The 25,126-nt window shown below is 70.7% G+C and carries 22 protein-coding genes; 13 read left to right on the forward strand and 9 right to left on the reverse strand.

Annotated elements, in window-relative coordinates:
* Positions 1-147 precede the first annotated feature (147 nt).
* Entirely contained in the window at positions 148-1,365 is a 1,218-nt protein-coding gene (locus ACFULQ_RS09150) for a M20 family metallopeptidase (protein ID WP_383540295.1), read from the reverse strand.
* A gap of 329 nt (positions 1,366-1,694) precedes the next feature.
* Positions 1,695-2,468 (reverse strand): TetR/AcrR family transcriptional regulator, encoded by a 774-nt coding sequence (locus ACFULQ_RS09155; RefSeq protein WP_383540298.1) that lies wholly within the window; start codon positions 2,466-2,468, stop codon positions 1,695-1,697.
* Positions 2,469-2,584: 116 nt separating this feature from the next.
* On the opposite strand from ACFULQ_RS09155, the gene ACFULQ_RS09160 reads away from it, so the two are divergent.
* Complete coding sequence (locus ACFULQ_RS09160; protein ID WP_383540301.1) at positions 2,585-3,451, forward strand: NAD(P)H-binding protein; 867 nt, start codon at positions 2,585-2,587, stop codon at positions 3,449-3,451.
* Positions 3,452-3,775: 324 nt separating this feature from the next.
* Here ACFULQ_RS09160 and ACFULQ_RS09165 read toward each other — a convergent pair whose 3' ends face one another.
* A complete protein-coding gene (locus tag ACFULQ_RS09165) occupies positions 3,776-4,177 on the reverse strand; it encodes an ATP-binding protein (RefSeq protein ID WP_383540304.1) in 402 nt (133 codons plus the stop codon).
* 199 nt (positions 4,178-4,376) lie between these two features.
* On the opposite strand from ACFULQ_RS09165, the gene ACFULQ_RS09170 reads away from it, so the two are divergent.
* The 4 genes from ACFULQ_RS09170 to ACFULQ_RS09185 are packed head-to-tail and all read left to right on the forward strand — an operon-like array spanning position 4,377 to position 6,352.
* Positions 4,377-5,228: a helix-turn-helix domain-containing protein gene (locus ACFULQ_RS09170; protein WP_383540306.1), complete on the forward strand. Its 852-nt coding sequence runs from the start codon at positions 4,377-4,379 to the stop codon at positions 5,226-5,228.
* A gap of 7 nt (positions 5,229-5,235) precedes the next feature.
* Positions 5,236-5,442 carry a DUF397 domain-containing protein gene (locus ACFULQ_RS09175; RefSeq protein WP_383540309.1) on the forward strand — a complete coding sequence of 69 codons (207 nt, stop codon included), beginning with the start codon at positions 5,236-5,238 and terminating at the stop codon, positions 5,440-5,442.
* Positions 5,439-5,696, forward strand: coding sequence for a DUF397 domain-containing protein (locus tag ACFULQ_RS09180; RefSeq protein WP_383540310.1), 258 nt, complete (start codon positions 5,439-5,441; stop codon positions 5,694-5,696). The genes ACFULQ_RS09175 and ACFULQ_RS09180 overlap by 4 nt, the downstream gene beginning before the upstream one ends.
* Complete coding sequence (locus ACFULQ_RS09185) at positions 5,693-6,352, forward strand: class I SAM-dependent methyltransferase (protein ID WP_383540313.1); 660 nt, start codon at positions 5,693-5,695, stop codon at positions 6,350-6,352. The genes ACFULQ_RS09180 and ACFULQ_RS09185 overlap by 4 nt, the downstream gene beginning before the upstream one ends.
* A 177-nt stretch (positions 6,353-6,529) precedes the next feature.
* Here ACFULQ_RS09185 and ACFULQ_RS09190 read toward each other — a convergent pair whose 3' ends face one another.
* Positions 6,530-9,859 (reverse strand): S8 family serine peptidase, encoded by a 3,330-nt coding sequence (locus ACFULQ_RS09190; RefSeq protein ID WP_383540558.1) that lies wholly within the window; start codon positions 9,857-9,859, stop codon positions 6,530-6,532.
* Positions 9,860-10,015: 156 nt separating this feature from the next.
* Between ACFULQ_RS09190 and ACFULQ_RS09195 the strand changes: the two genes are divergently transcribed.
* Positions 10,016-10,696: a response regulator transcription factor gene (locus ACFULQ_RS09195; RefSeq protein ID WP_383540316.1), complete on the forward strand. Its 681-nt coding sequence runs from the start codon at positions 10,016-10,018 to the stop codon at positions 10,694-10,696.
* A 64-nt stretch (positions 10,697-10,760) separates the two neighbouring features.
* Positions 10,761-12,272 (forward strand): sensor histidine kinase, encoded by a 1,512-nt coding sequence (locus ACFULQ_RS09200; RefSeq protein ID WP_383540561.1) that lies wholly within the window; start codon positions 10,761-10,763, stop codon positions 12,270-12,272.
* Positions 12,273-12,311: 39 nt separating this feature from the next.
* Here ACFULQ_RS09200 and ACFULQ_RS09205 read toward each other — a convergent pair whose 3' ends face one another.
* From ACFULQ_RS09205 to ACFULQ_RS09220, 4 genes are all read right to left on the reverse strand, one after another.
* Positions 12,312-13,376, reverse strand: a complete 1,065-nt coding sequence (locus ACFULQ_RS09205; protein ID WP_383540319.1) for a hypothetical protein — start codon at positions 13,374-13,376, stop codon at positions 12,312-12,314.
* A 103-nt stretch (positions 13,377-13,479) separates the two neighbouring features.
* Positions 13,480-14,421 (reverse strand): N-acetylneuraminate synthase family protein, encoded by a 942-nt coding sequence (locus ACFULQ_RS09210; protein WP_383540322.1) that lies wholly within the window; start codon positions 14,419-14,421, stop codon positions 13,480-13,482.
* A 14-nt stretch (positions 14,422-14,435) separates the two neighbouring features.
* Positions 14,436-15,671 (reverse strand): cytidylyltransferase domain-containing protein, encoded by a 1,236-nt coding sequence (locus tag ACFULQ_RS09215; protein ID WP_383540325.1) that lies wholly within the window; start codon positions 15,669-15,671, stop codon positions 14,436-14,438.
* A 149-nt stretch (positions 15,672-15,820) separates the two neighbouring features.
* Complete coding sequence (locus ACFULQ_RS09220; RefSeq protein ID WP_383540328.1) at positions 15,821-17,164, reverse strand: DUF6716 putative glycosyltransferase; 1,344 nt, start codon at positions 17,162-17,164, stop codon at positions 15,821-15,823.
* A gap of 198 nt (positions 17,165-17,362) precedes the next feature.
* On the opposite strand from ACFULQ_RS09220, the gene ACFULQ_RS09225 reads away from it, so the two are divergent.
* The 6 genes from ACFULQ_RS09225 (at position 17,363) to ACFULQ_RS09250 (ending at position 23,440) form a co-directional block, all read left to right on the forward strand.
* On the forward strand, positions 17,363-18,349 hold the full coding sequence (locus ACFULQ_RS09225) for a glycosyltransferase family 2 protein (protein ID WP_383540331.1): 987 nt from the start codon (positions 17,363-17,365) through the stop codon (positions 18,347-18,349).
* Positions 18,349-19,692: an alpha-2,8-polysialyltransferase family protein gene (locus ACFULQ_RS09230; RefSeq protein WP_383540333.1), complete on the forward strand. Its 1,344-nt coding sequence runs from the start codon at positions 18,349-18,351 to the stop codon at positions 19,690-19,692. Before ACFULQ_RS09225 ends, ACFULQ_RS09230 begins: the two co-directional genes overlap by 1 nt.
* Positions 19,693-19,827: 135 nt before the next feature.
* Positions 19,828-20,670 (forward strand): FkbM family methyltransferase, encoded by an 843-nt coding sequence (locus ACFULQ_RS09235; RefSeq protein ID WP_383540336.1) that lies wholly within the window; start codon positions 19,828-19,830, stop codon positions 20,668-20,670.
* Positions 20,671-20,737: 67 nt separating this feature from the next.
* The gene (locus ACFULQ_RS09240) at positions 20,738-21,760 is read left to right on the forward strand and encodes a glycosyltransferase family 2 protein (protein WP_383540338.1); all 1,023 of its coding nucleotides are present in this window, start codon (positions 20,738-20,740) and stop codon (positions 21,758-21,760) included.
* Positions 21,750-22,172: a GtrA family protein gene (locus ACFULQ_RS09245; RefSeq protein ID WP_383540340.1), complete on the forward strand. Its 423-nt coding sequence runs from the start codon at positions 21,750-21,752 to the stop codon at positions 22,170-22,172. The genes ACFULQ_RS09240 and ACFULQ_RS09245 overlap by 11 nt, the downstream gene beginning before the upstream one ends.
* The gene (locus ACFULQ_RS09250) at positions 22,169-23,440 is read left to right on the forward strand and encodes an NAD(P)/FAD-dependent oxidoreductase (protein WP_383540343.1); all 1,272 of its coding nucleotides are present in this window, start codon (positions 22,169-22,171) and stop codon (positions 23,438-23,440) included. The genes ACFULQ_RS09245 and ACFULQ_RS09250 overlap by 4 nt, the downstream gene beginning before the upstream one ends.
* On the opposite strand, the gene ACFULQ_RS09255 is transcribed toward ACFULQ_RS09250, so the two are convergent.
* Positions 23,430-25,121 carry a hypothetical protein gene (locus tag ACFULQ_RS09255; protein WP_383540345.1) on the reverse strand — a complete coding sequence of 564 codons (1,692 nt, stop codon included), beginning with the start codon at positions 25,119-25,121 and terminating at the stop codon, positions 23,430-23,432. The genes ACFULQ_RS09250 and ACFULQ_RS09255 overlap by 11 nt on opposite strands.
* Positions 25,122-25,126 lie beyond the last annotated feature (5 nt).

The following is a 25,126-nucleotide window of genomic DNA, read 5'->3' on the forward strand; positions in this document are numbered from 1 at the left end:
TTCGAGGCAAACAGCGTCTGAACTGAGGGTCTTCGGCCTTCGCACACCCGGATTGCGATGAGTGCACGATTGGCTTACGAGCATGTTGCGCCGGGCGGCGGAACGGCCCCCGAGGGGGCCGTTCGTCAGGTGCCGGTCGGGGTGGAGTCAGCTCGCGGCGTCCAGCAGGGCCGCCGCCGTGAAGAGTTCCACGCCCACGGTGATCGCGGACTCGTCGGCGTCGAAGTCACCCTGATGGAGGTCGCGCACGGTCCGCTCGCCCGGCGTGCGCACGCCGAGACGGGCCATGGCGCCCGGCACCTGCTGGAGGTACCAGGAGAAGTCCTCGCCGCCGAGGCTCTGCTCGGTGCTCTCGACGGAGTCGGCTCCGCGCCGGGCGGTCATGGCCGCACGGATCAGCCCGGTCACCTCGGCGTCGTTGACGACGGGCGGGACACCGCGCACGTAGTTGATCTCGGACTTGGCCCCGTGCAGATTGGCGACCTCGTCGATCGCGGCCACGACGACGTCCGGGGCCTGCCGCCAGGTGTCGAGGTCGAGGCAGCGCACGGTCCCGGAGAGCTCGGCGTGCTGCGGGATGACGTTCGGGGCGTGCCCCGACTCGATGCGGCCCCAGGTCACGGCGAGCCCGGCCCGGGTGTCGACGCGCCGGCCGACGATGGCGGGTACGTCGGTGACGACGCGGGCGGCGGCGGTGACGAGGTCGGTGGTGAGATGCGGCCGGGCGGTGTGCCCGCCGGGGCCGTCCAGGGCGATCTCCAGCCGGTCGCAGGCGGAGGTGATGGCACCGGTCCGCAGCCCGATCTTCCCGGCGTCGACCCGCGGGTCGCAGTGCACGGCGAGGATCTTCCCGACGCCTTCCAGCACCCCGCAGTCGATGGCGTCGGCGGCCCCGCCGGGCAGCACTTCCTCGGCGGGCTGGAAGAGCAGCCGCACGGGCCGGGGCAGCAGCCCCTGCCGGTCGAGCTCGGCGAGCACGAGCCCGGCGCCGAGCACGACGGTCGTATGCACGTCATGCCCGCAGGCGTGCGCCCGGTCGGGCACGGTCGACCGGTACGAGCACTCGGTCTTGGTGTCCGGGATGGGGAGGCCGTCGATGTCGGCACGCAGGGCGAGCATGGGCGTGCGCCCGTCCCAGTCGCCGATGTCACATACGAGCCCGGTCCCGACGGCGAGCACCCGGGGCTTCAGCCCGGCCCGCTGGAGCCGTTCCTTGATCGCCGCGGTGGTGCGGAACTCCTGGTTGCCGAGTTCCGGGTGCATGTGCAAGTCGCGCCGGAAGTGGACGAGTTCTGCGTGCAGCGACGCGGAAAGGGCGCCGGGGAGCTGATCTCCGGCGGCATCGACCTCGGACTCTGGTGACATCAGTTGCTTCACCCTCTTAAGCGTAGGACGCCTCAGTGGCTGCCTGACCCTCGATCAACAAAACTTCAACCCGTCAGGGGAGGAAAATCTGGCCGCTCGAAGCATGGGACTGGCTGGAGGTGGGTAGAAACTCCGTTTCCCCACGGATACCACGGCCAGTCCTCCACGCGCCGGTTTGTTCACCTGTCGGGACCGGGTGGGGGCGAAACCGGGGCAGAGTCCCGGAATCATCACCGCCGGGCACGGGGTGGCGACAGAGAGTGCGCGGGGGTGCGCTGGGCGCGGAATTCACCCGGACGGCGGCGGGACCCCGCTGACGCCGACCCGGCTCAACGCCCCAGCCATTCGTCGAGCAGAGCGGCCTCGGCGGCACTGAGCTGGGGCAGCTCGGGCGCGAGGGCACGGAAGGCGGCGACGACGGCAGCGGGGGTCGGCGGAGCCGGCACGGCGGGCTCGTCTGCGAGGCCGGCGGGCTCTTCTACGAGGCTGGCGGGCCCTTCTGGGAGGCTGGCGGGCTCTTCCGGGAGGGTGGCGGGCTCTTCTACGAGGATGGCGCGCGCGATCGCGTCGAACGCGGCGTCGGAGAGGCCCGGGTCGACCTCCCCCGGCGACAGGGTCAGCAGCGTGTGGATGGTGCCGACCCCGGCCGCGTGGATGAGGTTGACGGCGCGCTCCTCGCTCACCCGCAGCAGCCCCGCGGCGGCGACCCGGTGCACCCGCTCGGCGAGGATCCGCATCCCCTGGGCCTGCGCCGGGGTGTCCCGGGCGCGGACGGGATCGAGCAGCAGGCTGTAGACGTACGGGTTGGCCAGCCCGAAGCCGATCTGCGTGTGCCATCCGACGCGGAGGTCCGCCACCGGGTCACCCGAGAGACCGACGGTCCGCTTGGCGGCCACGTGCTCGGCGAAGACGTGCTCCGCGGCGGCGTCCAGCAGGGCGTCCTTGTCCTGGAAGAGGCGGTAGAGGGCGGGCGGCTGCAACCCGGCCTCCTGGGCCACGCGCCGGGTGGTCACCGCTGCGGGCCCCTGCTCGCGCAGCAGGTCGGCGGCGGCTCTCAGGATGCGGTCCCGGGTGGCGTCCCGCCGCTGCGTGTTCGTCGGCATGACGGCGATGGTATCGCCGATACCACCCATCACCCGCTCTTGATTCCAGTGGAAGTATCAGTGATAACGTAAAAGTGGTTCCACTGGAAACAGCCGCCATCGCGAGGGAGTCGAAGATGCTGATCGTCACGGGAGCGACCGGACAGCTGGGGGCGCTGGTCGTCGAGCGTCTGCTGGAGCGGGTGCCGGCCGGGGAGGTGGGCGTCAGTGTGCGCGATCCGGAGAGGGCGGCGGATCTCGCCGCGCGAGGTGTCCGGGTCCGGGCGGCGGACTTCACCGAACCCGACGGACTCAAGGAAGCCTTCGAGGGCGCCGAGCGCGTACTGATCGTCTCCACGGCGATCAGGGACGGGGCCACCGCGACGGCGGCCAACATCGCCGCGGTCGACGCGGCCAGGGACGCGGGCGCGGAACGCATCCTGTACACGAGCCACCAGGCCGCCTCACCCACGTCGCTCTTCCCGCCGATGCGGGTGCACGCGGCCACGGAGAAGCATCTGGAGCAGCTCGGCGTCCCCTTCACCGCCCTGCGCAACGGCTTCTACGCGGCCACGCTCCGCTCCTACGTCGGCACGGCACTGGAGACGGGCACGCTCGCCGTACCCCAGGACGGCCCGGTGTCCTGGACGGCCCACGAGGACCTGGCGGACGCGGCGGTGGCCGCCCTGACCGAGGACACCCCGCTCGACGGCATCACGCCCCCACTGACGGCCCCCCACACGCTGGACTTCGCCGAGGTCGCCGCGATACTCGGCCGCACCACCGGCCGCACGGTCACCCGGGTCGTCATGGACGACGCCGCGTGGACGTCCACGGCGGTCACCGACGGCATGCCGCGCCCACTCGCGGAGTTCCTCCTGACGATGTTCACCGCGGCACGAGAGGGAGAGTTCGCCGTGACGAACCCCGCGCTGGAGACGACGGTGGGCCACCCGGCGAGGACCGTCCAGGACCTGGTGGAGGCGGTCGTAGGGTCACGGTGACCGAGGTCCCGCCACGCACGGGCTGCGCCCGGGCGGCGACCGCCGGACCCACCGAGCGATGCCCACGCGGACCTCACCGAACCGCCAGCTCGCTTGCGGCGCGCCCGCGCACCCTCAACCCCGCCCCAGAGCCCAAGAGATGCGCCGACACACCCACCTGGCCCCCGCTGTCCCCCGGCCGCCCGCTCGCTTCTCCCCCGTGCTGGAGTGAGCCGAGTCAAGGGTGGCCCGGAGGGCCATCGCCGGAGGCGACGCGCGAGCGCCCTTTACTCGGCTCACGGAAGCACGACACTGCGAAAGAAGCGGGCGGCCCGACGGCCACGTCTAGGCGGCCCCCAGCTCACACCACACGAACTTCCCCCGGTTCCCACCCCTGGCCAACGGCTGCCACCCCCACAGATCCGCACAGGCCTCGACCAACGCCAGCCCTCTCCCTTCCTCCTCCAGCAGACCGAACTCCCCCGGCGGCTCGGGAGGTTGAGGATCCGCATCCCAGGCCCCGATCCGCAGCACCCCAGCCGACCACCGCACCCGCAGCGCGGCCGGCCCCTTGGTGTGCCGTACGGCATTGGAGACCAACTCCGCGGCGAGCAGCTCCGCGGTGTCTGTCAGACGGATCAGGCCGTGCATCGTCAGGATGAGCCGGAGAGTGCGGCGGGCGACGGTGACTGCTCGGACGTCGTTCGGGATGTACAGCGTGTACTCCCAGGGGTCGTTTTCCGGCATGGGTCAACTCCACTTCGGTTGAGGGGTGTTGGGCGCGGTGGCGGTGCCGCGTCCGTCATGGCAGGACGGAGCGGTGCACTTCCGCAGAGTGTGCGGTGCATCACCGACGGTAGGGATTAGCGTTTAGGTTTCGCAAGCCGATCCCGTAATCTGACTCCGAACGAGCCGCGCCCTTCAGGCGCGTTGGAAGGAGCACGCGATGGCGTTGAGGCGCGACCCGACCGCACGTCAAATGCGCCTGGCTGTAGAGCTGCGCAGGCTCCGCGAAGCGGCAGGGCTGACGAACCGCCAGGCAGCCGACCTGCTGGGAGTGAGCACCGCGCAGGTCAGCCAGATCGAGTCGGGCGTCGCAGGAGTGAGCGAGAAACGCCTTCGCCGCCTGGCCGCTCACTACTCCTGCGCCGACAGCGCGTTGATCGACGCCCTGGCGGCCATGGCGACCGACCGCACTCGCGGCTGGTGGGAGGAGTACCGGGGGCACCTGCCCACACCGTTCCTGGATCTCGCCGAGCTGGAACACCACGCCACGTCCCTGCGAGAGGCCCAGTTCCTCTACATCCCCGGCCCGCTCCAGACGGAGGACTACGCCCGCGCCGTGTACGCGTACAGGGTTCCCGGACTCCCTCACGAGGAGTTGGAGTTGCGGGTCCAGCACCGAATGCGACGCAAGGTCATCCTTGAAGGTCCCGCCCCCAAGCCGTATGAGGCCGTCATCCACGAGGCGGCACTGCGCATCATGGTCAGTCACCGCGCCGCCTCACGAGCCCAGCTCGCCCGGGTCCTACAGCTCTCCGAGGCGGACCACATCACTGTGCGCGTCATCCCCTTCGACCTGGAGGACTTCGCCGGCGCCGCGAGCGCGATGACTTACGCAGCAGGATCCGTACCGAATCTGGACACCGTCGTACGGGACGGCCCCCACGGCGCCTCCTTCATCGACTCCGAAGCCCAGCTAGGAGCCTTTCGAACGCTCTTCCGTAAAGTGGAAGCTGTCTCGCTGGACACCGCGCAGTCTCGGGACTTCATCCACAAGCTGGCGAACGAGTTGTGAGGAATCCATGGGCACCCCCGACAACTGGCGGAAGTCGTCTTACTCCGGCCCTGGCGACGGCGACTCCTGCGTCGAGATAGCGAACTCCCCCGCCCACATAGCCGTCCGCGACTCCAAGACCCCGACCAGGGCCACCCTCGCCTTCCCGACCGAGGCCTTCACCGCCTTCCTCGAAGCGCTGAAGTCCCCGCACTCCGGCTCCGGCACCCGATGACCGCCTCCACCCGATGGAAGAGGTCGTCCTTCACCGCAGGTGGCGACGGCAACGCCTGCGTCGAGATCGCAACCCGCCCCACGCACATAGCCATCCGCGACTCCAAGGCCCCCACCCGGGCCACCCTCACCTTCCCGCCCGGCACCTTCACCGCCTTCCTCGAAAGCCTGAAGTCCCCACAGCACGCCCCCCCGATGACCGTCAGGGAAACTCCGCCCCCCGCCCCGATACGCCCCGCTAGGGTCGGCGCGTGATCGCCGAGATTCCCGAGTTCATACGGGCCACCCGCACCGCGTACGACACCATCGCCGAGCCCTACACCGAGCAGTTCTCCGACTGGGCCGGTGTCCCCACGCTGGACAGAGCCCAGATCACCGGGTTCGCGGAGTTGGTGAAGGAGCAGGGGAAGGGGCCGGTGGCCGACATCGGAAGCGGACCGGGACACGTGACCGCGGCGCTGCACGCACTCGGCGTCCCGGTCTTCGGTGTCGATGTCTCACCGCGGATGGTGGAACTGGCCCGCCGAGCCCACCCGGACCTCCGCTTCCACGTCGGCTCGATGACCTCGCTGGACCTGCCGGCGGAGACGCTCGGCGGCATCACGGCCCTCTACTCGATCATCCACGTCCCCGACGACCACCTCCCCCAGGCCTTCGCCGAGTTCCACCGAGTCCTCGCCCCCGGCGCCCACGCCCTGATCGGCTTCCAGTACGAGCCCGGCGGCACCCATATGCACCTCGACGAACGCTTCGGCCACAAGATCTCCCTGGACTACTGGCTGCGCACCCCGGAGGCGGTGGCCGAGCCCCTCACCCGGGCCGGCTTCCAGGTCATCCTCCGGGTGCTCAGGGAACCCCTCGGCGAGGAGAAACTGGCCCGGGCGTACCTGGTGGCGAGGAAACCGTCGTAGGCGACATCCCGACAGGTAGACCAGACTGAAGGAAGATTCAATCTACGTAAGAATGGATCTACCTTCAGGTTCGTCGCGGGGCGGCGGAGGGCCTGCCACGTACCGGTTCACCGCTCGGACGGCCCGCCGGAAGCAGAGCTCCCCGCGGGCCGGCCGTCGGTGATCCGCCGGATCAGGTCACTTCCCGAAGTACGCGTTGTAGATCGAGATCGTCGACCTGTTGCCCTTCTTGTCGGTGATCTTGGCGTGGAACGAGATCCCCTTGCCCTTGGCCGGGTTCGTGACCGCGATCCTGCCGTTCTTGACGGTGACCTTCTTCCAGGTCCGGCCGTGGTCGTACGACACGTACACCGACAGGGACTTCAGGTTCGAGCCCGCTGCCGAGCCCTGGACGGTCACCGGGACGGAGACCTTCCTGCCGGCCGGGGCCCTGCTGTCCAGGCCGACGGCCGCGTCGAAGCGGATCGAGGACGCGGGCAGCTTGGCCAGGTCGGCCTTCTTGGAGCGGAAGGTCCAGCTCGCGTCGACGCGGGTGGAGGCCGCGGCGACCTTGACGCTGCGCTTGACGGAGGTGGTCAGCTTGTACGCGGCGTCGCCGGCCGGGACCTTGAAGACGCCCGCCCCTTCCAGCGGGTCGCTGTTCGAGCCGACCTTGGTGCCGTTGCGGTAGAGGGTCGTGGTGGCCGACGAGTAGCGCGAGGCGCCGGAGTGGGCGTCGCCGTCGCTGAACAGCGGCAGGGAGCCGTAAATCTCGTTGCCCTCGCGGTAGATACCCAGGCTTGAGCCGACTCGCGGGCCGAAGACAGCCGTGTTGAAGGTCCTCTCGTAGCTCTTGCCGGCCTTGAAGGTCTCCGGGGTGCCGAGCGTGTAGAAGGCCTCGACGATCGGGGCGCCGGACTCGTCGACCCCGCCGTGCTGCTCGAAGTCGAGTTTCCACTTCGCCCCGCCCGCGGTGGACAGGCGGAGCGTGCGCGTGCCGGGCAGCGTCTGCTGAACCCCGGGCGCAAAGGTGCTGGTACTGCGGGGCAGCTCGCCCCAGGCGTAGACCACGCCCTTCTTGCCGCTCGACGAGGCGCCCAGACCGGCCTTCACCGTGGCCAGTTCACTCGCCTTGTAGTGCTTGGTGTAGCCGGTGGCGAGCTGCTTGACCTTGCTCCCGGCGAGGGTGTCGTACTCCTCGGCGGGCTTGGTCCAGTGACCGCCCCACTGCTGGTACAGGCTGCCGTCGGTGACCTGCGGGCCGGCGTGCGCGGTGCGGAAGTTGGCGTACGAGTCCAGCCACCAGCCGTACGAGTTGCTGCCGTCCGGTACGCCGACGGTGTACATCGGCGTAGCGACCTCCGACTTCGCCGCCGCGTCGGGCACGGTGATGTCCACCGGCTTGGCGGTCCGCGCGTCCACCGTGATCGTGGCCTTCTTGGTGATGCTCAGCTTCGGCCGCGTCACCCAGTCGAAGCCCTTGGCGTAGTCGTCCGGGTCGACCCAGACGGACGAGTTGAGGATGTAACCGCCCTTGGGGACACGGACCTTGACGGTGCCGGACTCGTCGTAGGGCGCGTACCACTTGTCCTGTGCCGGCCCGGAGACACCGTCCAGGCCGGCGCCGTAGTACTTCGCCGGCTTGCCGTCACGGCCGAGGAACTTCAACGTGACGTCGTACGACTCCACCTCGCGCTGCACCGCCGCCGCCGTGCGGACGCTCTGGCCGCCACCGGTCGCGGTGACGTACGCGGTGTAGGCGCCGTCGACCGTGCCGCCCAGCCTGGTGTCGACCGTGAGGTCGGCGGAGGCCGAGCCGCCCGCCGGGACGGTCAGCGTCCTCGCGCCGAGCGTGAAGAAGCCGGCCGGTGCGGCCTGCCCCTTCGGGTCGGTGCCCGCCACCGCGAGGGTCAGCGTGACGTCGGTGATCCCGAGGTTCTTGTACGTGACCTTCTCGGTGACCGGCGTGTCGTCGGTGTGCGGCCACTGCTGGAGGCCGAACCTCACTGACGGCGGGTCGGCGACCACGGTCTGCTTGATGGCCTGGTCGACCTGGATCCGGCCCGAACCCTGCTGGAACGGCGTGTAGGCGCCGCCCTTGGCGGAGCCGATCAGCGCGCCCTTGAGCTGGGTGTACGTCCAGTCGGGGTGCTGCTGCTTCAGGATCGCCGCGGCGCCCGCGACATGCGGGGTCGCCATCGACGTACCCGAGATGCTCACGTAGCCGGCCGGCTTCTCGCCGACCTCCTCGGCTATGACGCTGCCCGGCGCCGAGGCTGCCGTGATGTCCACGCCGGGCGCGGTCACATCGGGCTTGATCTGTCCGTCGAGGCCGGGGCCCATGCTGGAGAAGTCGGCCGGCTTGTCCTTGGCGTCGACCGCGCCCACGGTGAGCGCGGCTGCCGCGCTGCCCGGGGAGCCGATCGTCTGCTCGGCCCCGTCGTTGCCCGCGGCGATCACGAAGAGGGTGCCCTTCTCCTTGGACAACCTGTCGACCTGGGCCTCCAGCGGATCGATGTCGGGAGTGTCCCCGCCGCCCAGGCTGAGGTTCACGACGTCGGCGCCCTGCTCGACCGCCCAGTCCATACCGGCGAGGATGCCGGAGTCGTCGCCGTAGCCGTCGTCGCCGAGCACCTTGCCGTTGAGCAGCTCGGCTCCGGGCGCGACGCCCTTGTACTTGCCCGCGGACCTGGCGCCCGTACCGGCCGCGATGGACGCCACGTGCGTGCCGTGGCCGTACCTGTCGGTCGCGTCGGCGGCGGTGGAGAAGTTCTTCTCGGCGACGACCTGCCCCTTGAGATCGGCGTGGGTCCCGTCGACACCGGTGTCGAGGACGGCGATCTTGACGCCCTTGCCGTCGTACCCGGCGGCCCACGCCTTGTCGGCGCCGATCTGCGGGACGGACGTGTCCAGGCCGGCCTTTCGGACCCCGTCGAGCCAGACGTGGGCGACACCGGAGGCGGTCCTCGCGCCCTCGGACCCCTCGTCGGTGACCGCGGCCCACAGGTCGGGCGCGTCGCCCCTGGGCGTCAGCACCGCGTCCGCGTTCAGCGACTTGAGAGTCCTGCGGACCTCGGTGTCACCGGCGTCACGGACGTCCGCCCTCGCCGCCGCGGCCGCGCCGCGGTAGCCGACGATCAGCTTGAGTCCCCGCTTCTGCGCCTTGCGGTTGGCCGACCTGTCGAGCTCGCTGACGTCGAAGAGCCGCTGGTCGAGCTTGCCGGTGGCGATCAGCCGCGCGGCGTCGGCCGGCACGACGAGGGTGTGTCCTCCGGCCTTGCGGATCTGGACGGGTATCCCCGCACGGCCCTTGGCCCGCTCCAGGCCGACGACACGGCCCTTGGCGTCTACGACGACGCGGTCGCCGGTGATCAGGGTGATGCGGTGCTTGGGCGCGGTCCGCACGGCCGAGGCGCCGGCCGGGTCATCGGCTGCACGCTCGGCCTCCGCCGACGCCGGGCCGGTCATGCCCGCCGCCAGGGCCACGGCTGCCGCCGTGGCGATCGTGGCCGCGCACGCTCTTTTCACTTGTCTGCGCAAGTCTCCCCCTGGAGGCTCTCCGAGAACTTGTCGTCTTCCGGCGAAGACGCTCCGCCAGCGTGCCGGGACCTCGTTGACCGGATGCTGATCCAACCTGACCGGCCGATCAGGAAGGCGGCCCGACGCTGTGCGAGGCTGCACCGCATGCGCATCCTGGTGGTCGAAGACGAGGTGGACCTTGCCCACACCCTGCACACCGGTCTGACCGCCGAGGGCTACAGCGTCGACCTCGCCCACGACGGGCGGCAGGGCCTGTGGATGGCCCGGAACGGCGAATACGCCCTGGTCGTACTGGACTTGATGCTGCCCGGACTCAACGGCTACAAGGTCTGCGCCCAACTGCGCCGGGAGGGCAACGCGACCCCCATCCTGGTCCTCACCGCCAAGGACGGGGACTGGGATCAGGCGGAGGCCCTGGACACCGGGGCCGACGACTACCTGGCCAAACCCTTCTCCTACCTGGTGCTCGTCGCACGGCTGCGGGCCCTGGTCAGACGAGCCGCCACGGTCGCACCACCCGTCCTCGCCGTGGGCGACCTCTCGTTGGATGTCGCCGGCCGGGTCTGCCGCCGGGCCGGGGCCCGGGTGGACCTCACCCCCCGGGAGTTCGCCGTGCTGGAGTTACTGGCCCGCCGGGCGGGTCAGGCGGTCTCCAAAGCGGATCTGCTCTATCACGCGTGGCCCGACGAAGCATGGGATCCCAACCTGGTGGAGGCGCGCGTCAGCGCACTGCGCAAGAAGGTCGACGCCGCCTTCCACCGACAGTCCCTGCAGACCGTGCGGGGTAGCGGCTACCGATTGGTGGACGACCGTGAGCGCGACTGAGCCGCGACGCCGCCGGTGGCCGACCGTGAGCGCGACTGAGCCGCGACGCCGCCGGTGGCCGACCGTGAAGGCGACCGGGCCGCGACGCCGCTGGTGGCCGCGTTCGGTGCGAGCCCGCACGGCCCTGGCCGCCGCCTCGGCCGCTGCCGTCATCCTGGCCGGCATCGGCTGGTGGGTACACCACGACGTCTACCGCGAGAGCACGGGGATCGCCCAAGGGCAGACGGAGAAACAGCTCTTGGCTCTCGTCGATCAGCTGGAGAAGGGTGCGGTCCCCGCTCGCCAAAGCACCGTGCCGTACGAGATCGTCGCGACCGGCCGACGCGCCGCCGTCGCCTACGGCGGAGGCATGGAGGAGTTCGATCCCGGCACCCGCCATGTGCTGCCCGCCCCGCCGAAGGCCGAGTTGCCGGCCCCATCCGACGAGGGGTCGAACTGGGGCTATACGACCCGCCCCGTGCGCCTGCCGGCGCGCCCCGACTCCGCACCCGGGGACCGGTTCGGCAAGGACGGCGGAACCTACCAGGTCATGTACGACGATGTCAGGGCCGATGAACTGAGCAGCGACGCGGTCGCCGCTCTGGGGGTCGCCGCCGACGCCCAGCTGCGGGTCTATGTGGTGGTGCTCCCGCACGCAGCCGAGGACATCGCCGGGACCATCACCGAGGCCACCGACCGTCTGCTGCTGCGGGCCGGGCTCGTCAGCCTCGTACTGATCGCCGCCGTCGCCTACTTCGCCGTCCGTGTCGCGCTGCGGCCGGTCGAGGCCATCCGCGTCCTCACCGCCTCGGTCACCGCGAACGACCCCCGCGAACGGGTCACCGTCCCCGACACGGGGGACGAGATCGCCGCCCTGGCCACCACGATCAACACCACCCTCCAACGCCTCGACGACGCCGCCGCCCAGCAGCGCCGCTTCGTCGCGGACGCCGCCCACGAACTGCGCAGCCCCCTCACCACACTGCTCGCCAGCCTGGAGGTCGCGCTCGCCTACCCGGAACGCACCGACTGGCCCGCCGCGGCCACCACCGCCGCACGGCAGACCCGCCGCCTCCAAGCCCTCGCCGAGGACCTGCTGCTCCTCGCCCGCCTCGACACCCGCACCCCCGCAGCCGGCCCCGAGACCGTCGACCTGGCAGCCCTCGCCGCCCGGCTGACGGAGCAGTATCCCCTCGACGAACGGCCGTGGAAGCTGAGTTGCGACAGCGACGGCCCCGCATACGTCCACGGAAACCCCGACGAATACGAGCGACTGCTGCGCAACCTCATCGACAACGCCGCCCGCCACGCCACACACCGCATCCAGATCACCGTCGGGAACCAGGACGGCCGGGTCGACCTCACGGTGCACGACGACGGACCGGGCGTGCCCGCCGAAGACGCCGAGCGCATCTTCGAACGCTTCGTCCGCCTCGACGATGCCCGCTCCCGCGACCACGGCGGCACCGGCCTGGGCCTCGCCATCGCCCGCGACCTGGCCCACCGCCACCAAGGCACCCTGACCCTCACCCCCCGAACGCTCGGAGCATGCTTCCGACTGCACCTCCCCCAAGCCCCCACCCCGGCCGAGGAATAGCGCGCTTCACCCAGGCAGCACGACTCACCCCGTCGGGACTCACCCCGTGGCCACCGCCGACAGCCGGTGCACATCCCTCGCCGAGCCCGTCACCCCCGACAGGAACCCCTGGGCCCGGGGCGAGGCCGTCTCCGTCAGCCAGTCCGGGTCGATGTCGCAGACCGAGACGCGGACCTCCGTGCCGGCCAGGGCGAGGGGGAGCGTGTGGACGACCGTCGAGGGGAAGCTGAGGATCGTACGGCCGATGGGGCCCCGGCGGGCGATCAGTTCGAGGGGGAGGTCGGGGCGGACGATCTCCAGGCCCGTCTCCACGGCCAGCCGGTGGAGCTTCTCCGTCGACTCGCGGCGGTGGGCGAAGTACCGGGTCGCGCCATGGGCCTTGGCGAGGCCGGTCACCGCCTCCAGGTAGCGGTCGGCGTCCACGACTCCCGTCTCCACCAGTGAAGTGCCCACCATGTCCGCGCCCTTGGTGATGCGCGGCGGGCCGAAGCGGGCGCGGGTCCAGGTGAAGGAGTTGACCGACACGGAAACTCCCGCCGGCGTCTGGGTCATCGGCATCGAGGAGAAGATCTCGACCCCGCGGCCCTCCGCCGGCGTCAGACGCTTGCGAGCCGCCGCGGAGATCGGGGCGAAGGCGAGGTCGCGGGGGCTCGGGCGGCCGCCCTTGCGGTGCCAGCGGACGAGGCGCTCGCCGCGGGCCAGTTGGGCGACGAACTCCATGGTGGCCGTGCCGTCGTCGACGACGACCAGGTCGGGGGCGCGGGTGATCGTCAGCAGCAGCTGGACGTAGCGGGAGAAGGGGTCGCCCAGGACGATGCGGTCCGCCCTGCGGAGCCTGCCCGCGAGGCCGCCGATGGTCTGGAAGGGGGCCCCGGGGCCGCCCCTCGCCTCCTCCCAGCGGACCTCGTGGCCCTCCTCGCGGGCAAGTTCCGCCATCCGGCGCAGCTGGCCGCGGGTCATGGGGTCGGTCGGGGACAGCACGACGAGGGTGAGCTCGGCGGCGGGCGCGTGGGTGTGCGCCCACTCCAGCACGTTCAGGAGCTGTACCGGACTCTCCACGAACGCGAGAGTGTGGGGGCCGGTGTTCCCGGCGCGGGGGCTCATCGACGTACGACCGTCCCGTCGTAAGGCGCTCATGAGGGCGCGTAAGCAGTAGGCGCGCCGGGTCCCCGGACGACGGACGTCCGAGGACCCGGCGCCTGGTGGCTCAGACCGAGACCGGCTCGCCCGCCGCCGCGGCGATCTCCGCCTCCGCGACGACGCCCGTGACGCGGCGCAGCTTCTTCATGGGGCCGAGCTCGGAGTCGTAGACCTTCTTGACGCCGTCGCCGAGGGAGGCCTCGATGGTGCGGATGTCCCGGACGAGGCGCTGGAGGCCCTGCGGCTCCACCGACGCGGCCTGGTCGGAGCCCCACATCGCGCGGTCGAGGGTGATGTGGCGCTCGACGAACACCGCACCCAGCGCCACGGCCGCCAGCGTGGTCTGGAGGCCCGTCTCGTGGCCCGAGTAGCCGATCGGGACGTTCGGGTACTCCTCCTGGAGCGTGTTGATCACGCGCAGGTTGAGCTCCTCGGCCTTGGCCGGGTAGGTCGACGTGGCGTGGCAGAGAAGGATGTTGTCGCTGCCCAGGACCTCGACCGCGTGGCGGATCTGCTTCGGCGTCGACATGCCGGAGGAGAGGATGATCGTACGGCCGGTGGCGCGCAGGGCGCGCAGCAGCTCGTCGTCGGTGAGGGACGCGGAGGCCACCTTGTGGGCCGGGACGTCGAACTTCTCCAGGAAGGCGACGGCCTCGGTGTCCCACGGGGAGGCGAACCAGGCGATCCCCTTCTCCTTGCAGTACTCGTCGATCTGGCGGTACTCGTCCTCACCGAACTCCACGCGGTGGCGGTAGTCGATGTAGGTCATCCGGCCCCAGGGGGTGTCGCGCTCGATGTCCCACTGGTCGCGCGGGGTGCAGATCTCGGGGGTGCGCTTCTGGAACTTCACGGCGTCGCAGCCGGCCTCGGCGGCCACGTCGATGAGCTTGAAGGCGTTCTCCAGCTCGCCGTTGTGGTTGATGCCGATCTCGCCGCAGATGTAGACGGGCTGGCCGGGTCCTGCGATGCGCTCGGTACCGAAGGTGCGCAGACGGGAGTTGACAGACATGGCTGGCGATTTCCTTACTTGGTGAGGGAGTCGAGAGAGGGGCCGAGGATCCAGCTGGCGATCTCTCGGATCGCGCCGTCGCCACCGGGGAGGGTGGTGACCGCACGGGCGGCGCCGCGTACCACGTCGTGGGCGCTCGCGACCGCCACGGGCCAGCCCACGAGGGCGAAGCACGGGAGGTCGTTGACGTCGTTGCCGACGTAGAGCACGCGCTCGGGCGCGATGCCCTGCTCCTCGCACCACTGCTTGAGTGCGAGGTCCTTCCGGTCGATGCCGTGCAGCACGGGGATCTGAAGCTTCCGTGCGCGGGCGGCGACCACCGGGTTCTGCTCCGTGGAGAGGATCAGCATCTTCAGGCCGCTCTTGCGCAGGGCGGCGATGCCGAGTCCGTCGCCGCGGTGCACGGAGACGAACTCCTTTCCATCGGCGTCGATCAGCACCCGGTCGTCGGTCTGGGTGCCGTCGAAGTCCAGTACGACCGCGTCGACGTCCTCGAAGGAGGGCAGGGCGCCGGGGCGGTCCGCGTCGAACAGGGGCGCCAGCGCCCTTGCCCGCGCGAGGTCATGAGGGTCGTCGATCTCCAGCACGCGCGCGGGGTCGGTCCGTACGAGCTCGGTGCGACCGAAGAAGCGGTGCTGGTGCTTGCGGAAGCCGGGCGCGTCCATCGCGTAGGCGGCACCGGTCTCCAGGAGGTCCTGGGGGCGGTCCTGGCGGCGGGGACGGAAGGACTTGTCGTGGTTGACGCCGTAACCGCCCGGCTCCTGCGTGGAGTCGACCTCGTCGCGCCAGATGAAGCCGTGGAAGGGGGCGACGGTCACCGCGGTGTCGGCCCCGCCCTCGACGACCGCCGCCGCGACCGCCTCGACGTCCTCACGGACGATGAAGGGGCTGGTGCACTGCACGAGCATCACCACGTCGACGGCCGCGCCGTGCAGCGCCTCGTGGGTGTCCATGGCGTGCAGCACGGCCGCCTCGGAGGTCGCCGTGTCACCGGCGATGGCGGCGGGCCGCAGCACGACCTCGGCGCCGGCCGAGCGGGCGGCGGCGGCGATGGCCTGGTCGTCGGTGGAGACCACGACGTCCGTCACCAGCCGGGTGGCCCGGCACTCGCGCACGGCCCGGGCCACCAGCGGCACACCGCCGACGGAGGCGAGGTTCTTCGCGGGCACGCCCTTGGAACCGCCGCGCGCGGGGATCACCGCGAGCACGCGGCGCACGGTGGCGTGTGGGGCGGCTTGCGGGTGGGACATGAGCTGCGCTCCTTGGGCTGCCTGGCGAAGAGGTCGGGAGGATTGGGTCGTTCGTCGGGTGCGGGGCGGTGGGGGCTGGTCGCGCCCCGCGGCGGAGCCGCTGATGGATACAGCCCCGCGCCCCCAAGTGGGCTCAGGGGACCTTTGATTCACAGCTCCCCCATCCGCCGGATCACCGGGGCCACCCGCTGCACCCCGTGCCGGTACGCGCCCCGGGCCGCGCGGCGCACGATCTGCCGTACCGGGCCGGGCTCCTTGTCGGCGGCGGGGGCGCCGGGCAGCGGGGTGCCGTCGGGGCCGAGGTGGTGGCGGGCAAGGATGCCGGGGAGGTAGCCGGGGGCCGTGACGGGTGTGTAGTACGGGGTCAGCGGGGGCAGCTCGGACGAAGCCAGCAGCTTGGCGATGCGTTCGCGGGCCGGGTCGAAGGCGTGCGCGTAGGAACCGTCGGCGACCACGCCCTGCCGGGCCACCCACTCCTCGTCGGGCACCGGCCGGTGTCCGGCGTCCAGCTGGTCCCAGGAGGCGAGGCAGCCGGAGCCCACGAAGTGGTGGTTGCCGAGGACCTCGCGCACGCCCAGGTCGGTCAGGACGACCGTCGGGATGCGGCGGTGCAGGGACTCCAGGGCGGCGGTGGAGCTGATGGTGACCAGCAGGTCGGTGCGGTCGAGGACCTCGCCCATGTTCCCGTACACCAGGCGGAAGTTGGCCGGCGGATCGAGCCGCTGGACCAGCTTCTGGTACGGCAACTCCTCGATGTGGGTGGTGTGTTCGCCCGGCCTGGAGCGCAGCTTGAGCAGCACCTCGCGCTCGGGGTGCAGCCGGGCGTGCCGCACCAGCCGCTCCAGCAGGTACATCCGGTCCCTGCGGTTGTCCGGCACCGAGGGCTGGACCGCGAACACCACGGTGTACGGGCTGTGTTCACCTTCGTAGGCCGCGCCGCCGAGGAACGGCAGCGCCACCTCGGTCACCGCGGAGGCGTCGGCGCCCACGCCCTCGTACACCGCGCGGAAACGCTCGGCGTCCTGGCGGGAGTTGGCGAGGACCAGGTCCGCTCCGTGCCGCAGGAGCAGGCCGTCGGCGAGCTTCTCGTAGACGACGCCGACATAGCCGGTGACGACCACGGGCCGCTTCTCCAGGCCCTCCCAGACCCGCGAGAGGCCGTGCAGCATCGCCTGGACCCCGCCGCCGACCAGGGCCAGGACGACGATGTCGTACGACGTCTCGGCCATGGCGCGCAGGAACTCGACGGCGGTGACCTCCCGCAGGGAGTCCGCGCGCACGCCGACCTCTTCGAGCTGGCGTGCGGTGGGGGTGGCCCGGCCGCGCAGCAGGAATCCGTCCAGCGCGAGGCCGACTTGCGCCCCGCCGCGCGGTGCGGCTTCCATGGACGGACCCGGGGCTATGCGGTCGGCGGTCAGCGCACCCCATTTCCAGCGGGTGTCGGAGTCCGCGAGGACGGCGATTCGAAGGGACTTCGGTGTACTTGGCGGCACGACGAAGACGCTAGGAAGCAATTTCTAGGTGCGGCCCAACCGCGAATCAACGAAAAGTTAACAACAGCCCACCGAGAGCCGAACTGGCCCGTCGAAGACCGGGAAGTACACGGGATGCACCGTTCCGACACATCGAGTTCACCTTCAGTCCCCTTGCCGGAAAGTTCTGCTGCCGGACCGCCTTCTAGCGTTTCTCGGGTGCCTAAGCTCTCCGTCATCGTGCCGTTCTACAACGTGCAGCAATACGCCCCGGACACCCTCCGAAGTCTTCGCCTGAATGCCCGGCGGGACTTCGAGTTCGTGCTGGTGAACGACAAATCCAAGGACGAAACTCCGGCCATTCTCGACCGTGCGGCCGAGGAACTCTCGGACGTCGCCCAGGTGCAGGTCATCCACCACGAGACCAACGGAGGGCTGGCCACCGCGCGCAACACCGGCCTGGACGCGGCTCGGGGCGAGTACCTGACCTTCCTGGACGGTGACGACTGGCTCGCGCCCGGTTACCTCACCGAACTGGTCACCGCCATCGAGGACTTGGGCTGCGACTTCGTCCGCACCGACCATGTCCAGACCGTCGCGCGCGCCCGTACCGTGCACCGGGTGCCGATCGGGCGGCGGAACGAGGTGCTGAACCCGCGGGAGGCGATCCTGCCCGCCGACCGCTCGACCTCCGTGGACTACGCGTACGCGTGGGCCGGCGCCTACCACCGGCGGCTGCTCGACAGGGGACTGCTGCACTTCACCCACGGGCTGCGCACCGCCGAGGACCGGCCGTGGATCTGGAAGCTGCACCGCGAGGCCGAGTCGTTCGCCGTGCTGAGCCTGCTCGGTGTGTTCTACCGGCGCGGGGTGGCCTCCTCCCTCACCCAGATCGGCGACGCCCGCCAGCTCGACTTCATCCGCGCCTTCGACCAGGTCATCGAGGAGACGGCGGCGGACCCGGACGCCGACCGGCTGCTGCCGAAGGCGGTGCGCACCTACTGCGCGATCATCGCCCACCATCTGTCCGACGAGTCCAAGTGGGAGCCGGCCGTGGCCAAGCAGCTGCGGACCCTGAGCGCGGCCGCCGTCAAGCGGATGCCGCAGGACATGCTCGGTGACGTGCTCGACACCATGGACCTGAGCCGCGCCGTCAAGCTGCGGCGGCTGCGGCGGCGGGCCACGACTGCGAAGGCGGCCGCGTGATGTCCCCGACCGGTTCCCGTACGACCCAGATCTTCTGCGCCTCCACGCTGTACGGCGCGGTCACGCTGGCCGCCGCGATCGACTCGGACCTCTTCGAGGAGGCCGAGCGGCGGGTGCTGCTGGTGTTCAACAACACCGCCACGCCCGAGACCTCGGTGCCGCTGGACGAGATGCCCGGCTTCGCCCCGCTGCGCGACCACTTCGACGAGGTGCTGTCCTGGAACGAGGCCATCCGCCCCTTCCACCCGGGCTCCTGGGCACCCCGCCCGGACGACATCCCCCTCTTCGAGCGCTATCTGCGGCTGCTGTGGGGACTCGGCGAGGACCGGGTCGAACTGGTCCTGGAGTCCATCCAGGTCACCCCGGCCCTCACCGTCGCCCAGCTCTTCACCGGGGCCCCCGTCGACGTCTACGCCGACGGCCTGATGAGCTACGGCCCCACCCGCAACAAGCTCGACCCGCTGGTCGGCACCCGGGTGCGCCGCCTGCTCCACCTGGACCTGATCCCGGGCCTCACGCCGATGCTGCTGACCGAGTTCGACGTGCCGCCGGTCGTGGTGCCGACGTCCGCGTTCCTCAAGGCGATGGGTGAGATCACCGCCGCGGTCGAGGAGTTGCCGCGGGTTCCGGACGAGGCGGCCCTGCTGCTCGGGCAGTACCTCTCCGCGCTGGACATCCTCTCGCCCGAGGAGGAGGAGAACCTGCACGTACGGATGCTGAAGGGCGCGGTCGCCCGGGGGCACCGCACGGTCGTCTTCAAGCCGCACCCGAGCGCACCGGCCCGCTTCAGCCGGGCCCTGGAGTCCGAGGCGGAGAAGCTCGGCGTGGCGCTCACCGTCCTGGACGAGCCGGTGCTCGCCGAGGTGCTGTTCGAGAGGGCGCGGCCCGCGCTGGTCGTCGGCTGCTTCTCGACGGCGCTGTTCACGGCCTCCGCCCTCTACGACCTGCCGGCGGCCCGCATCGGCACCGAGCTGCTCCTGGAGCGGCTGACGCCGTACCAGAACAGCAACCGGGTGCCGGTGGTGCTCGCCGATGCCGTACTGCCGGACCTGGAGGGCAGGAGCGGGGAGGAGGCGGTGCCCGCCGGCACCCTCAACGAGCTGATCCCCGCGCTGAGCTTCACCCTGCAACCGCAGATCCACCCGCCGCTGCGCCCGGTCGCGGAACGCTATCTCTCGAAGCATTTCGGCCCGCGCACCCGCCGCTATTTCCGCAAGAAGCGCCTCACCGCGCTCGGTCTGCCCGGCGGCATCCCCGAGCGGCTGGCCTTCCTGCCGCGCAACGCGGCCGCACGCCGGGTGGTGCGGCGGGCGCGGGCGCTGAAGAAGGCTGTGAAACGTTAGGCGGAACACTGGGTGAACCACGGGAAACCCGTGTGCGACGCTTTTCGGAAAGGCCAGGTCATCCGCTTGCGACCTGGCCTTTCCGGGGTTTTCGAAACCTGTGACAGGCCTCTGCTGCGTCCCTACGATCGCGGGATGCGTATCCCCCAGCTCGAAGAAGCCAACGCCCGCATGCTGGCGCACGCACCATCGGTCCGGCCGGTCGCCACCAGCGACATCATCCGCACCCACCGGAAGAAATTCCCTTATCGCGGCTATGTGGAGATCGACTCCCCTTATTGCCCGCCTTTTGTGATGTTCTGCGTGAATGACGACGCGGTCGGTCTGGACACACTGTGGAACGGCCGCTTCGGCTACGAGCCGGGCAGCCTCGCCACCTGGTCCCGGCTCGCCGCGCGGAGCACGACGATCGCGGACGTCGGGGCGCACGTCGGCTACTTCTCGCTGATCGCCGCCCTCGCCAACCCGAAGGCCAAGGTGCACTCCTTCGAGCCCGTGGACCAGATCCACGCGCGGCTGTCGGTGAACGTCCGCTCCAACGCGGCCCAGAACGTCAGGCTCTACCAGGCGGGCGTGTCCAGCGAGGCGGGCTGGGCGGAGATCAGCGTCCGCTTCGCGGGCAACCTGCTGTCCACGGGCTCGACCCTGGAGGGCGGTGCCGCCGACGCCGAGCAGAAGCGGATCCGCCTGGTCTGCCTCGACGAGGTGTTCGCCGAGACCAGGCTGGACCTCATGAAGATCGACGTCGAAGGCCATGAGCTGTCGGTCCTCAAGGGGGCCCGCCAGGTCCTCAAGCGGGACCGGCCGACCGTCCTGCTGGAGGCGCTGCGGGACGCGGACATGCAGATCCTCCTCGCCGAGTTCGAGCCCCTCGGCTACGACTGCCACTGGGTCACCGAGCACGACGGCACCCTCGTGCCGTGGTACGCCCCCCGTCCGGCCAAGACGCGGAACCTGCTCTTCACGCCCAACGGTTGAGAGTGAGGACGGCTCCCGGCCACGGCCAGTTCGGCCGAAGTTCACAGACCTTCCATAGCTTCTCCGAATGCCCCAGCAGGACATTCGACCGCGCATACCCGATGTCGTCCCGGCGCAGCTGACGCCTCCGGGACCGGAGCCCGTGCGCCGCTCCCTCGTCTCGTACGTCCTCCCGGTCTACAACGAGGAGGACGGCATCACGGCGTTCCACACCGAGCTGACCGCGGCGCTCGGCGAACGCCCCGAGCTGGACTTCGAGCTGGTGTACGTCAACGACGGCTCCGGCGACGGCTCGCTGGAGATCCTGAAGGATCTCGCCGAGAAGGACGCGCGGGTCCGGGTCGTCGACTTCGCCCGCAACTTCGGGCACCAGATCGCCATCACGGCCGGTCTGGACGTCGCCCGGGGCGACGCGGTGATCGTGATGGACACCGATCTTCAGGATCCGCCGCGGGTCAGCCTGGAGCTGGTGGACGCCTGGCGGGAGGGTGCCGAGATCGTGCACGCCCGTCGGCGCTCCCGGCAGGACACCGCGTTCAAGCGGGCCACCGCCCACCTCTACTACCGGGTCCTGCGCTCCTCGACCGACGTGGACATCCCGCTGGACACCGGGGACTTCCGCCTCCTTGACCGGCGGGTCGCGGACGAGCTGCGCAAGTACCGGGAGCGCAGCCGCTTCGTCCGCGGGATCGTCGCCTCGATGGGCTACCGGCAGACCGAGGTGGCCTTCGACCGCGACGAACGCTTCGCGGGCGAGACGAAGTACCCGCTGCGCAAGATGGCCCGCCTCGCCATCGACGGCATGACCAGCTTCTCCACCGCCCCGCTGAAGATGATCACCCGGCTGGGCTTCGTGGTGCTCGCGCTGTCACTGCTCGGGATCCTCTACGCGCTCGCGATGAAGTTCTTCCGCCCCGACATCACCGTCTCCGGCTGGACGATGATGATGTGCGTCGTGCTGTTCCTGGGCGGCACGCAGATGCTGTCTCTCGGCGTCATCGGCGCGTACGTGGGGCGCATCTACAGCGAGGCGCAGGGCCGGCCGCTGTACCTGGTGCGTGACGTGATCGGCGGCGACGGTGAGCGCTGACACCACGGCACCCGGGACCACCACCGCGCCCGCCCCCCGACGGCTCTCCCGGCAACTGCTCAGCTACACCCTGATCGGCGGCAGCGGGGTCGCCCTCGACCTCGTCGTCTTCCTGCTGCTGCACAACGCGGCCGGGATGAACGAGCAGTTCGCCAACGCGATCAGCACCACGCTCGGCATCGCCAACAACTTCGTGCTGAACGCACGGTTCACCTTCGAGCGCCGCGACCGCCTGGTCGTGCGCTTCCTGCGGTTCTACGCCGTCGGCCTGACCGGCATCGCCCTGACGAACCTGCTCTTCCTCGCCTTCACCGACGGCCTGGGGATCGACGCCAACCTGATCAAGGCGGCCTCGCTGCCGCTGGTCCTGGCGCTCCAGTTCGTGCTCAACAGAAAGTGGAGCTTCGCATGAACCTCGGCATCATCGGCGCGGGTGCCACCGGCCTCACCGCCGCCTGGGACGCCGTACGCGCCGGACACCAGGTCACCGTCCTGGAGGCGGCCGACGAACTCGGTGGTCTGGCCGCGTCGTTGGAGGTGGGCGGGGTTCCGCTGGAGCGCTACTACCACCACATCTTCCGCAGCGACAAGGCGATGATCGCGCTCATCGAGGAGCTGGGGCTCGGTGACGCGCTGCGCTTCCACAAGCCGACCACCGGCATCTACCGGGGCGGGAAGCTGATCGACTTCACCACGCCCCTCGACATGCTGCGCTTCCCGGAGTTCGGCCCGGTCGACGCCCTGCGCTTCGCCGGTTCCTCGGCCGTGCTGAAGGCGGTCCGCAACGGCGGCGACCGCTACAACGACCTCACGGCACTGGCCTGGCTGCGCAAGCGGGCCGGGAAGAAGGCCACCGCCGCGATCTGGGAGCCGCTGCTGCGCGGCAAGTTCGGCGACCGTGCCGAACAGGTGTCGATGGCGTGGCTGTGGGCGCGGATCCACTGCCGGACCTTCGAACTCGGCTATGTGGACGGCGGGTTCGAGCGGGTCTACGCGGCGCTCAAGGACGGGATCGAGGAGCGCGGCGGGAAGGTCGAGTTCGGCAAGTCGGTCAGGTCGATCCGGCAGGACGGGGCCGAGGAGGCCATGGTGACCTGCGCGGACGGATCGTCGTACGCCTTCGACCGGCTGATCGTGACCACCCCGCAGCCCGCCTTCGCGAAGGCGGCCGGGCTGCCCGACGACAGCGCGGTGTGGAAGAACCAGTACCTGGGCGCCACCTGCTTCGTCCTGGAGCTGGACCGCAGCGCGATCCCGTACTACTGGCTCAACATCAACGAGCCGGACTTCCCGTTCCTCGCGGTGGTCGAGCACACGAAGATGATCGACCCGTCGGTGTACGGCGGCCGGCACATCCTCTACGTCGGCAACTACGTGGAGCGCGAGGACCGGCGGTTCACCACGGACCCGGGTCAGCTGCTCGACGAGTTCGTGCCGTATCTGAAGCGCATCAACCCGGCCTTCGACCGGTCCTGGATCCAGACCTGGCACTTCTCGAAGGCCGGGTTCGCCCAGCCGGTGGTGACGCCCGAGTACCGGGCGCTGATCCCGGCCCATGAGACGCCCATGAGCCGGGTCACGCTGGCCACGATGGCCCAGATCTACCCCCAGGACCGGGGGCAGAGCTACTCGGTGGCGATGGCCCGTGAGGTCACCGCCGCGCTCGGGCTCAACGCCTGACGCACAGCACCAGCCGCTCCCCCGGGCTCCCGGTCGGGCAGTCGTACACGGCGGTGACCCGGCGCCACAGTTCCGGGTCCACGTGGCCCGGCTGGAACCAGGGCCGCTCAAGGACCGCGTACGGGGCCGGATCGTGGTCGACGCAGTCGGCGTTCTCCTTGAACGACTTCAGCTCGGCCACGTCCGGCAGATAGCGGGTGCGCTGGAGGAACGTGGCGATCGGGTAGCGGCACCGGGCCGGGTGGTCGAGGTCGTACGCCGTCTCCCCGAAGGCCAGGTACAGCACCGGGGCGCCGGGGGGCAGTTGGGCGGCGATCTTGTCGACCTCCTCGGCTGTGCGCCGCTGCTGTTCCAGGTACCCGGCGCCGGTGACGGTGACCTTGCCGTGCAGCACCAGGTGCGGGGAGCCGGGCCAGATGCTCGCGGCCAGCAGGACGACGCCGGACAGGGCGACCAGGACGGCCGAGCGGTTCCGCAGCCGCTTCTCCAGCAGGACGTCCAGCGCGGCCGCGAACAGCGCGACCAGTCCGGCCGCCCAGACCTCCCACGGCCGCTGGAACCTGCCGGGCAGCTGGGCGTACACCACGGGCAGGACGCCGTACAGCAGGGACACGGCCCCGAAGCACCACGGTGGGGATCTGCGGGCGCCGCCCACCGCGACACCCCAGAGGACCGCCGCCACGACGGGCATCTGCGCGCCGTGGTAGAGGAACCAGTTGCCCTGTACGACCACGACCGCCTGGGCGGCGAGGCCGATGAGGGCGGCGATCACGAGGAGTTCGGTGCGGCGCAGCCGGCCGCGCACCCGGGTCAGGACGAGCAGCAGGGCGCCCGGCGCGAGCAGCAGCACCGGGCTGGTGACCGCGCGGTCGGCGAGGAAGTCCACCGTGCGTTCGAGGATGAAGTGCGGGTGGATGCCGGTCCGGCTGAGCGCGGACTGGTTGATCTGCGGCATGTCCTCGGTCCACTGCCACTCCCGAGTGCCCGCGAGGACGCTCAGCCCGAACAGGGCCAGAGCCGCCGGGATGCCGACCGCGGTGACGCGTACGGCCCGGCCCCGGTCGACCGCGTAGACGAGGAGCACGCCGATCGCGGCGGTCGCGGCGGTGGAGTACTTCATCATCACCGCGAGGCCGAGCGGGAGCGCGGCGAGCAGGGCCGCGGGCCAGGGCCGCCGGGGGCCGAGGGCCGCGGCGGCGCCGAACACGGTGAGGACGACGGCCGTCCACTCCGGCTGGAGGAAGTCGTTGCGGGGGGCCAGGGCCAGGACGAGGCCGGTGGCACCGGCCGTCAGCGCGGCCTCGCGGACCGTGGTCCGGCGCAGCAGGGCCGCGTACAGGGCGTAGGCCGCGGCGGCGGCGAGCAGGACACCCGCCGCGTTCATCACCGCCTCGCGCACCGCCGTGCCTCCGAAGAAGGCGAGCCGGTCGAGGAGGGCGACGAACCACCGGTAGAAGAACGGGCGGTGGGTGAAGACCTCGGAGGGTGAGTAACCGGCCGCCCGGCCGGTGCGCAGGGCGGCGAGGACGTAGTGGAGGTCGCCGGTGAGGCCGCGGGTGAGCACGGTGTACACCAGGGCGGCCGCGGACGGCACGGCGACCGCCGCCCACCTGAGGGGTGAGCGGCGGCCGCTGGGCGCGGTGGGCCGTACGGAGGTGCCGTCGGCCAGGGTCGTCGTCATGGTGT

The sequence above is a fragment of the Streptomyces sp. NPDC057253 genome, assembly GCF_042669125.1.
Classification (GTDB): Bacteria; Actinomycetota; Actinomycetes; order Streptomycetales; family Streptomycetaceae; genus Streptomyces.

Bases quoted from the DNA above. Each gene is read 5' to 3' on its own strand.
- ACFULQ_RS09170 (WP_383540306.1), top strand. From the start codon at position 4,377: ATGGCGTTGAGGCGCGACCCGACCGCACGTCAAATGCGCCTGGCTGTA.
- ACFULQ_RS09155 (WP_383540298.1), bottom strand. From the start codon at position 2,468: ATGCCGACGAACACGCAGCGGCGGGACGCCACCCGGGACCGCATCCTG.
- ACFULQ_RS09240 (WP_383540338.1), top strand. From the start codon at position 20,738: ATGCCCCAGCAGGACATTCGACCGCGCATACCCGATGTCGTCCCGGCG.
- ACFULQ_RS09215 (WP_383540325.1), bottom strand. From the start codon at position 15,671: ATGTCCCACCCGCAAGCCGCCCCACACGCCACCGTGCGCCGCGTGCTC.
- ACFULQ_RS09160 (WP_383540301.1), top strand. From the start codon at position 2,585: ATGCTGATCGTCACGGGAGCGACCGGACAGCTGGGGGCGCTGGTCGTC.
- ACFULQ_RS09205 (WP_383540319.1), bottom strand. From the start codon at position 13,376: ATGAGCCCCCGCGCCGGGAACACCGGCCCCCACACTCTCGCGTTCGTG.
- ACFULQ_RS09180 (WP_383540310.1), top strand. From the start codon at position 5,439: ATGACCGCCTCCACCCGATGGAAGAGGTCGTCCTTCACCGCAGGTGGC.
- ACFULQ_RS09250 (WP_383540343.1), top strand. From the start codon at position 22,169: ATGAACCTCGGCATCATCGGCGCGGGTGCCACCGGCCTCACCGCCGCC.
- ACFULQ_RS09235 (WP_383540336.1), top strand. From the start codon at position 19,828: ATGCGTATCCCCCAGCTCGAAGAAGCCAACGCCCGCATGCTGGCGCAC.
- ACFULQ_RS09150 (WP_383540295.1), bottom strand. From the start codon at position 1,365: ATGTCACCAGAGTCCGAGGTCGATGCCGCCGGAGATCAGCTCCCCGGC.
- ACFULQ_RS09255 (WP_383540345.1), bottom strand. From the start codon at position 25,121: ATGACGACGACCCTGGCCGACGGCACCTCCGTACGGCCCACCGCGCCC.
- ACFULQ_RS09195 (WP_383540316.1), top strand. From the start codon at position 10,016: ATGCGCATCCTGGTGGTCGAAGACGAGGTGGACCTTGCCCACACCCTG.
- ACFULQ_RS09175 (WP_383540309.1), top strand. From the start codon at position 5,236: ATGGGCACCCCCGACAACTGGCGGAAGTCGTCTTACTCCGGCCCTGGC.
- ACFULQ_RS09165 (WP_383540304.1), bottom strand. From the start codon at position 4,177: ATGCCGGAAAACGACCCCTGGGAGTACACGCTGTACATCCCGAACGAC.
- ACFULQ_RS09230 (WP_383540333.1), top strand. From the start codon at position 18,349: ATGTCCCCGACCGGTTCCCGTACGACCCAGATCTTCTGCGCCTCCACG.
- ACFULQ_RS09210 (WP_383540322.1), bottom strand. From the start codon at position 14,421: ATGTCTGTCAACTCCCGTCTGCGCACCTTCGGTACCGAGCGCATCGCA.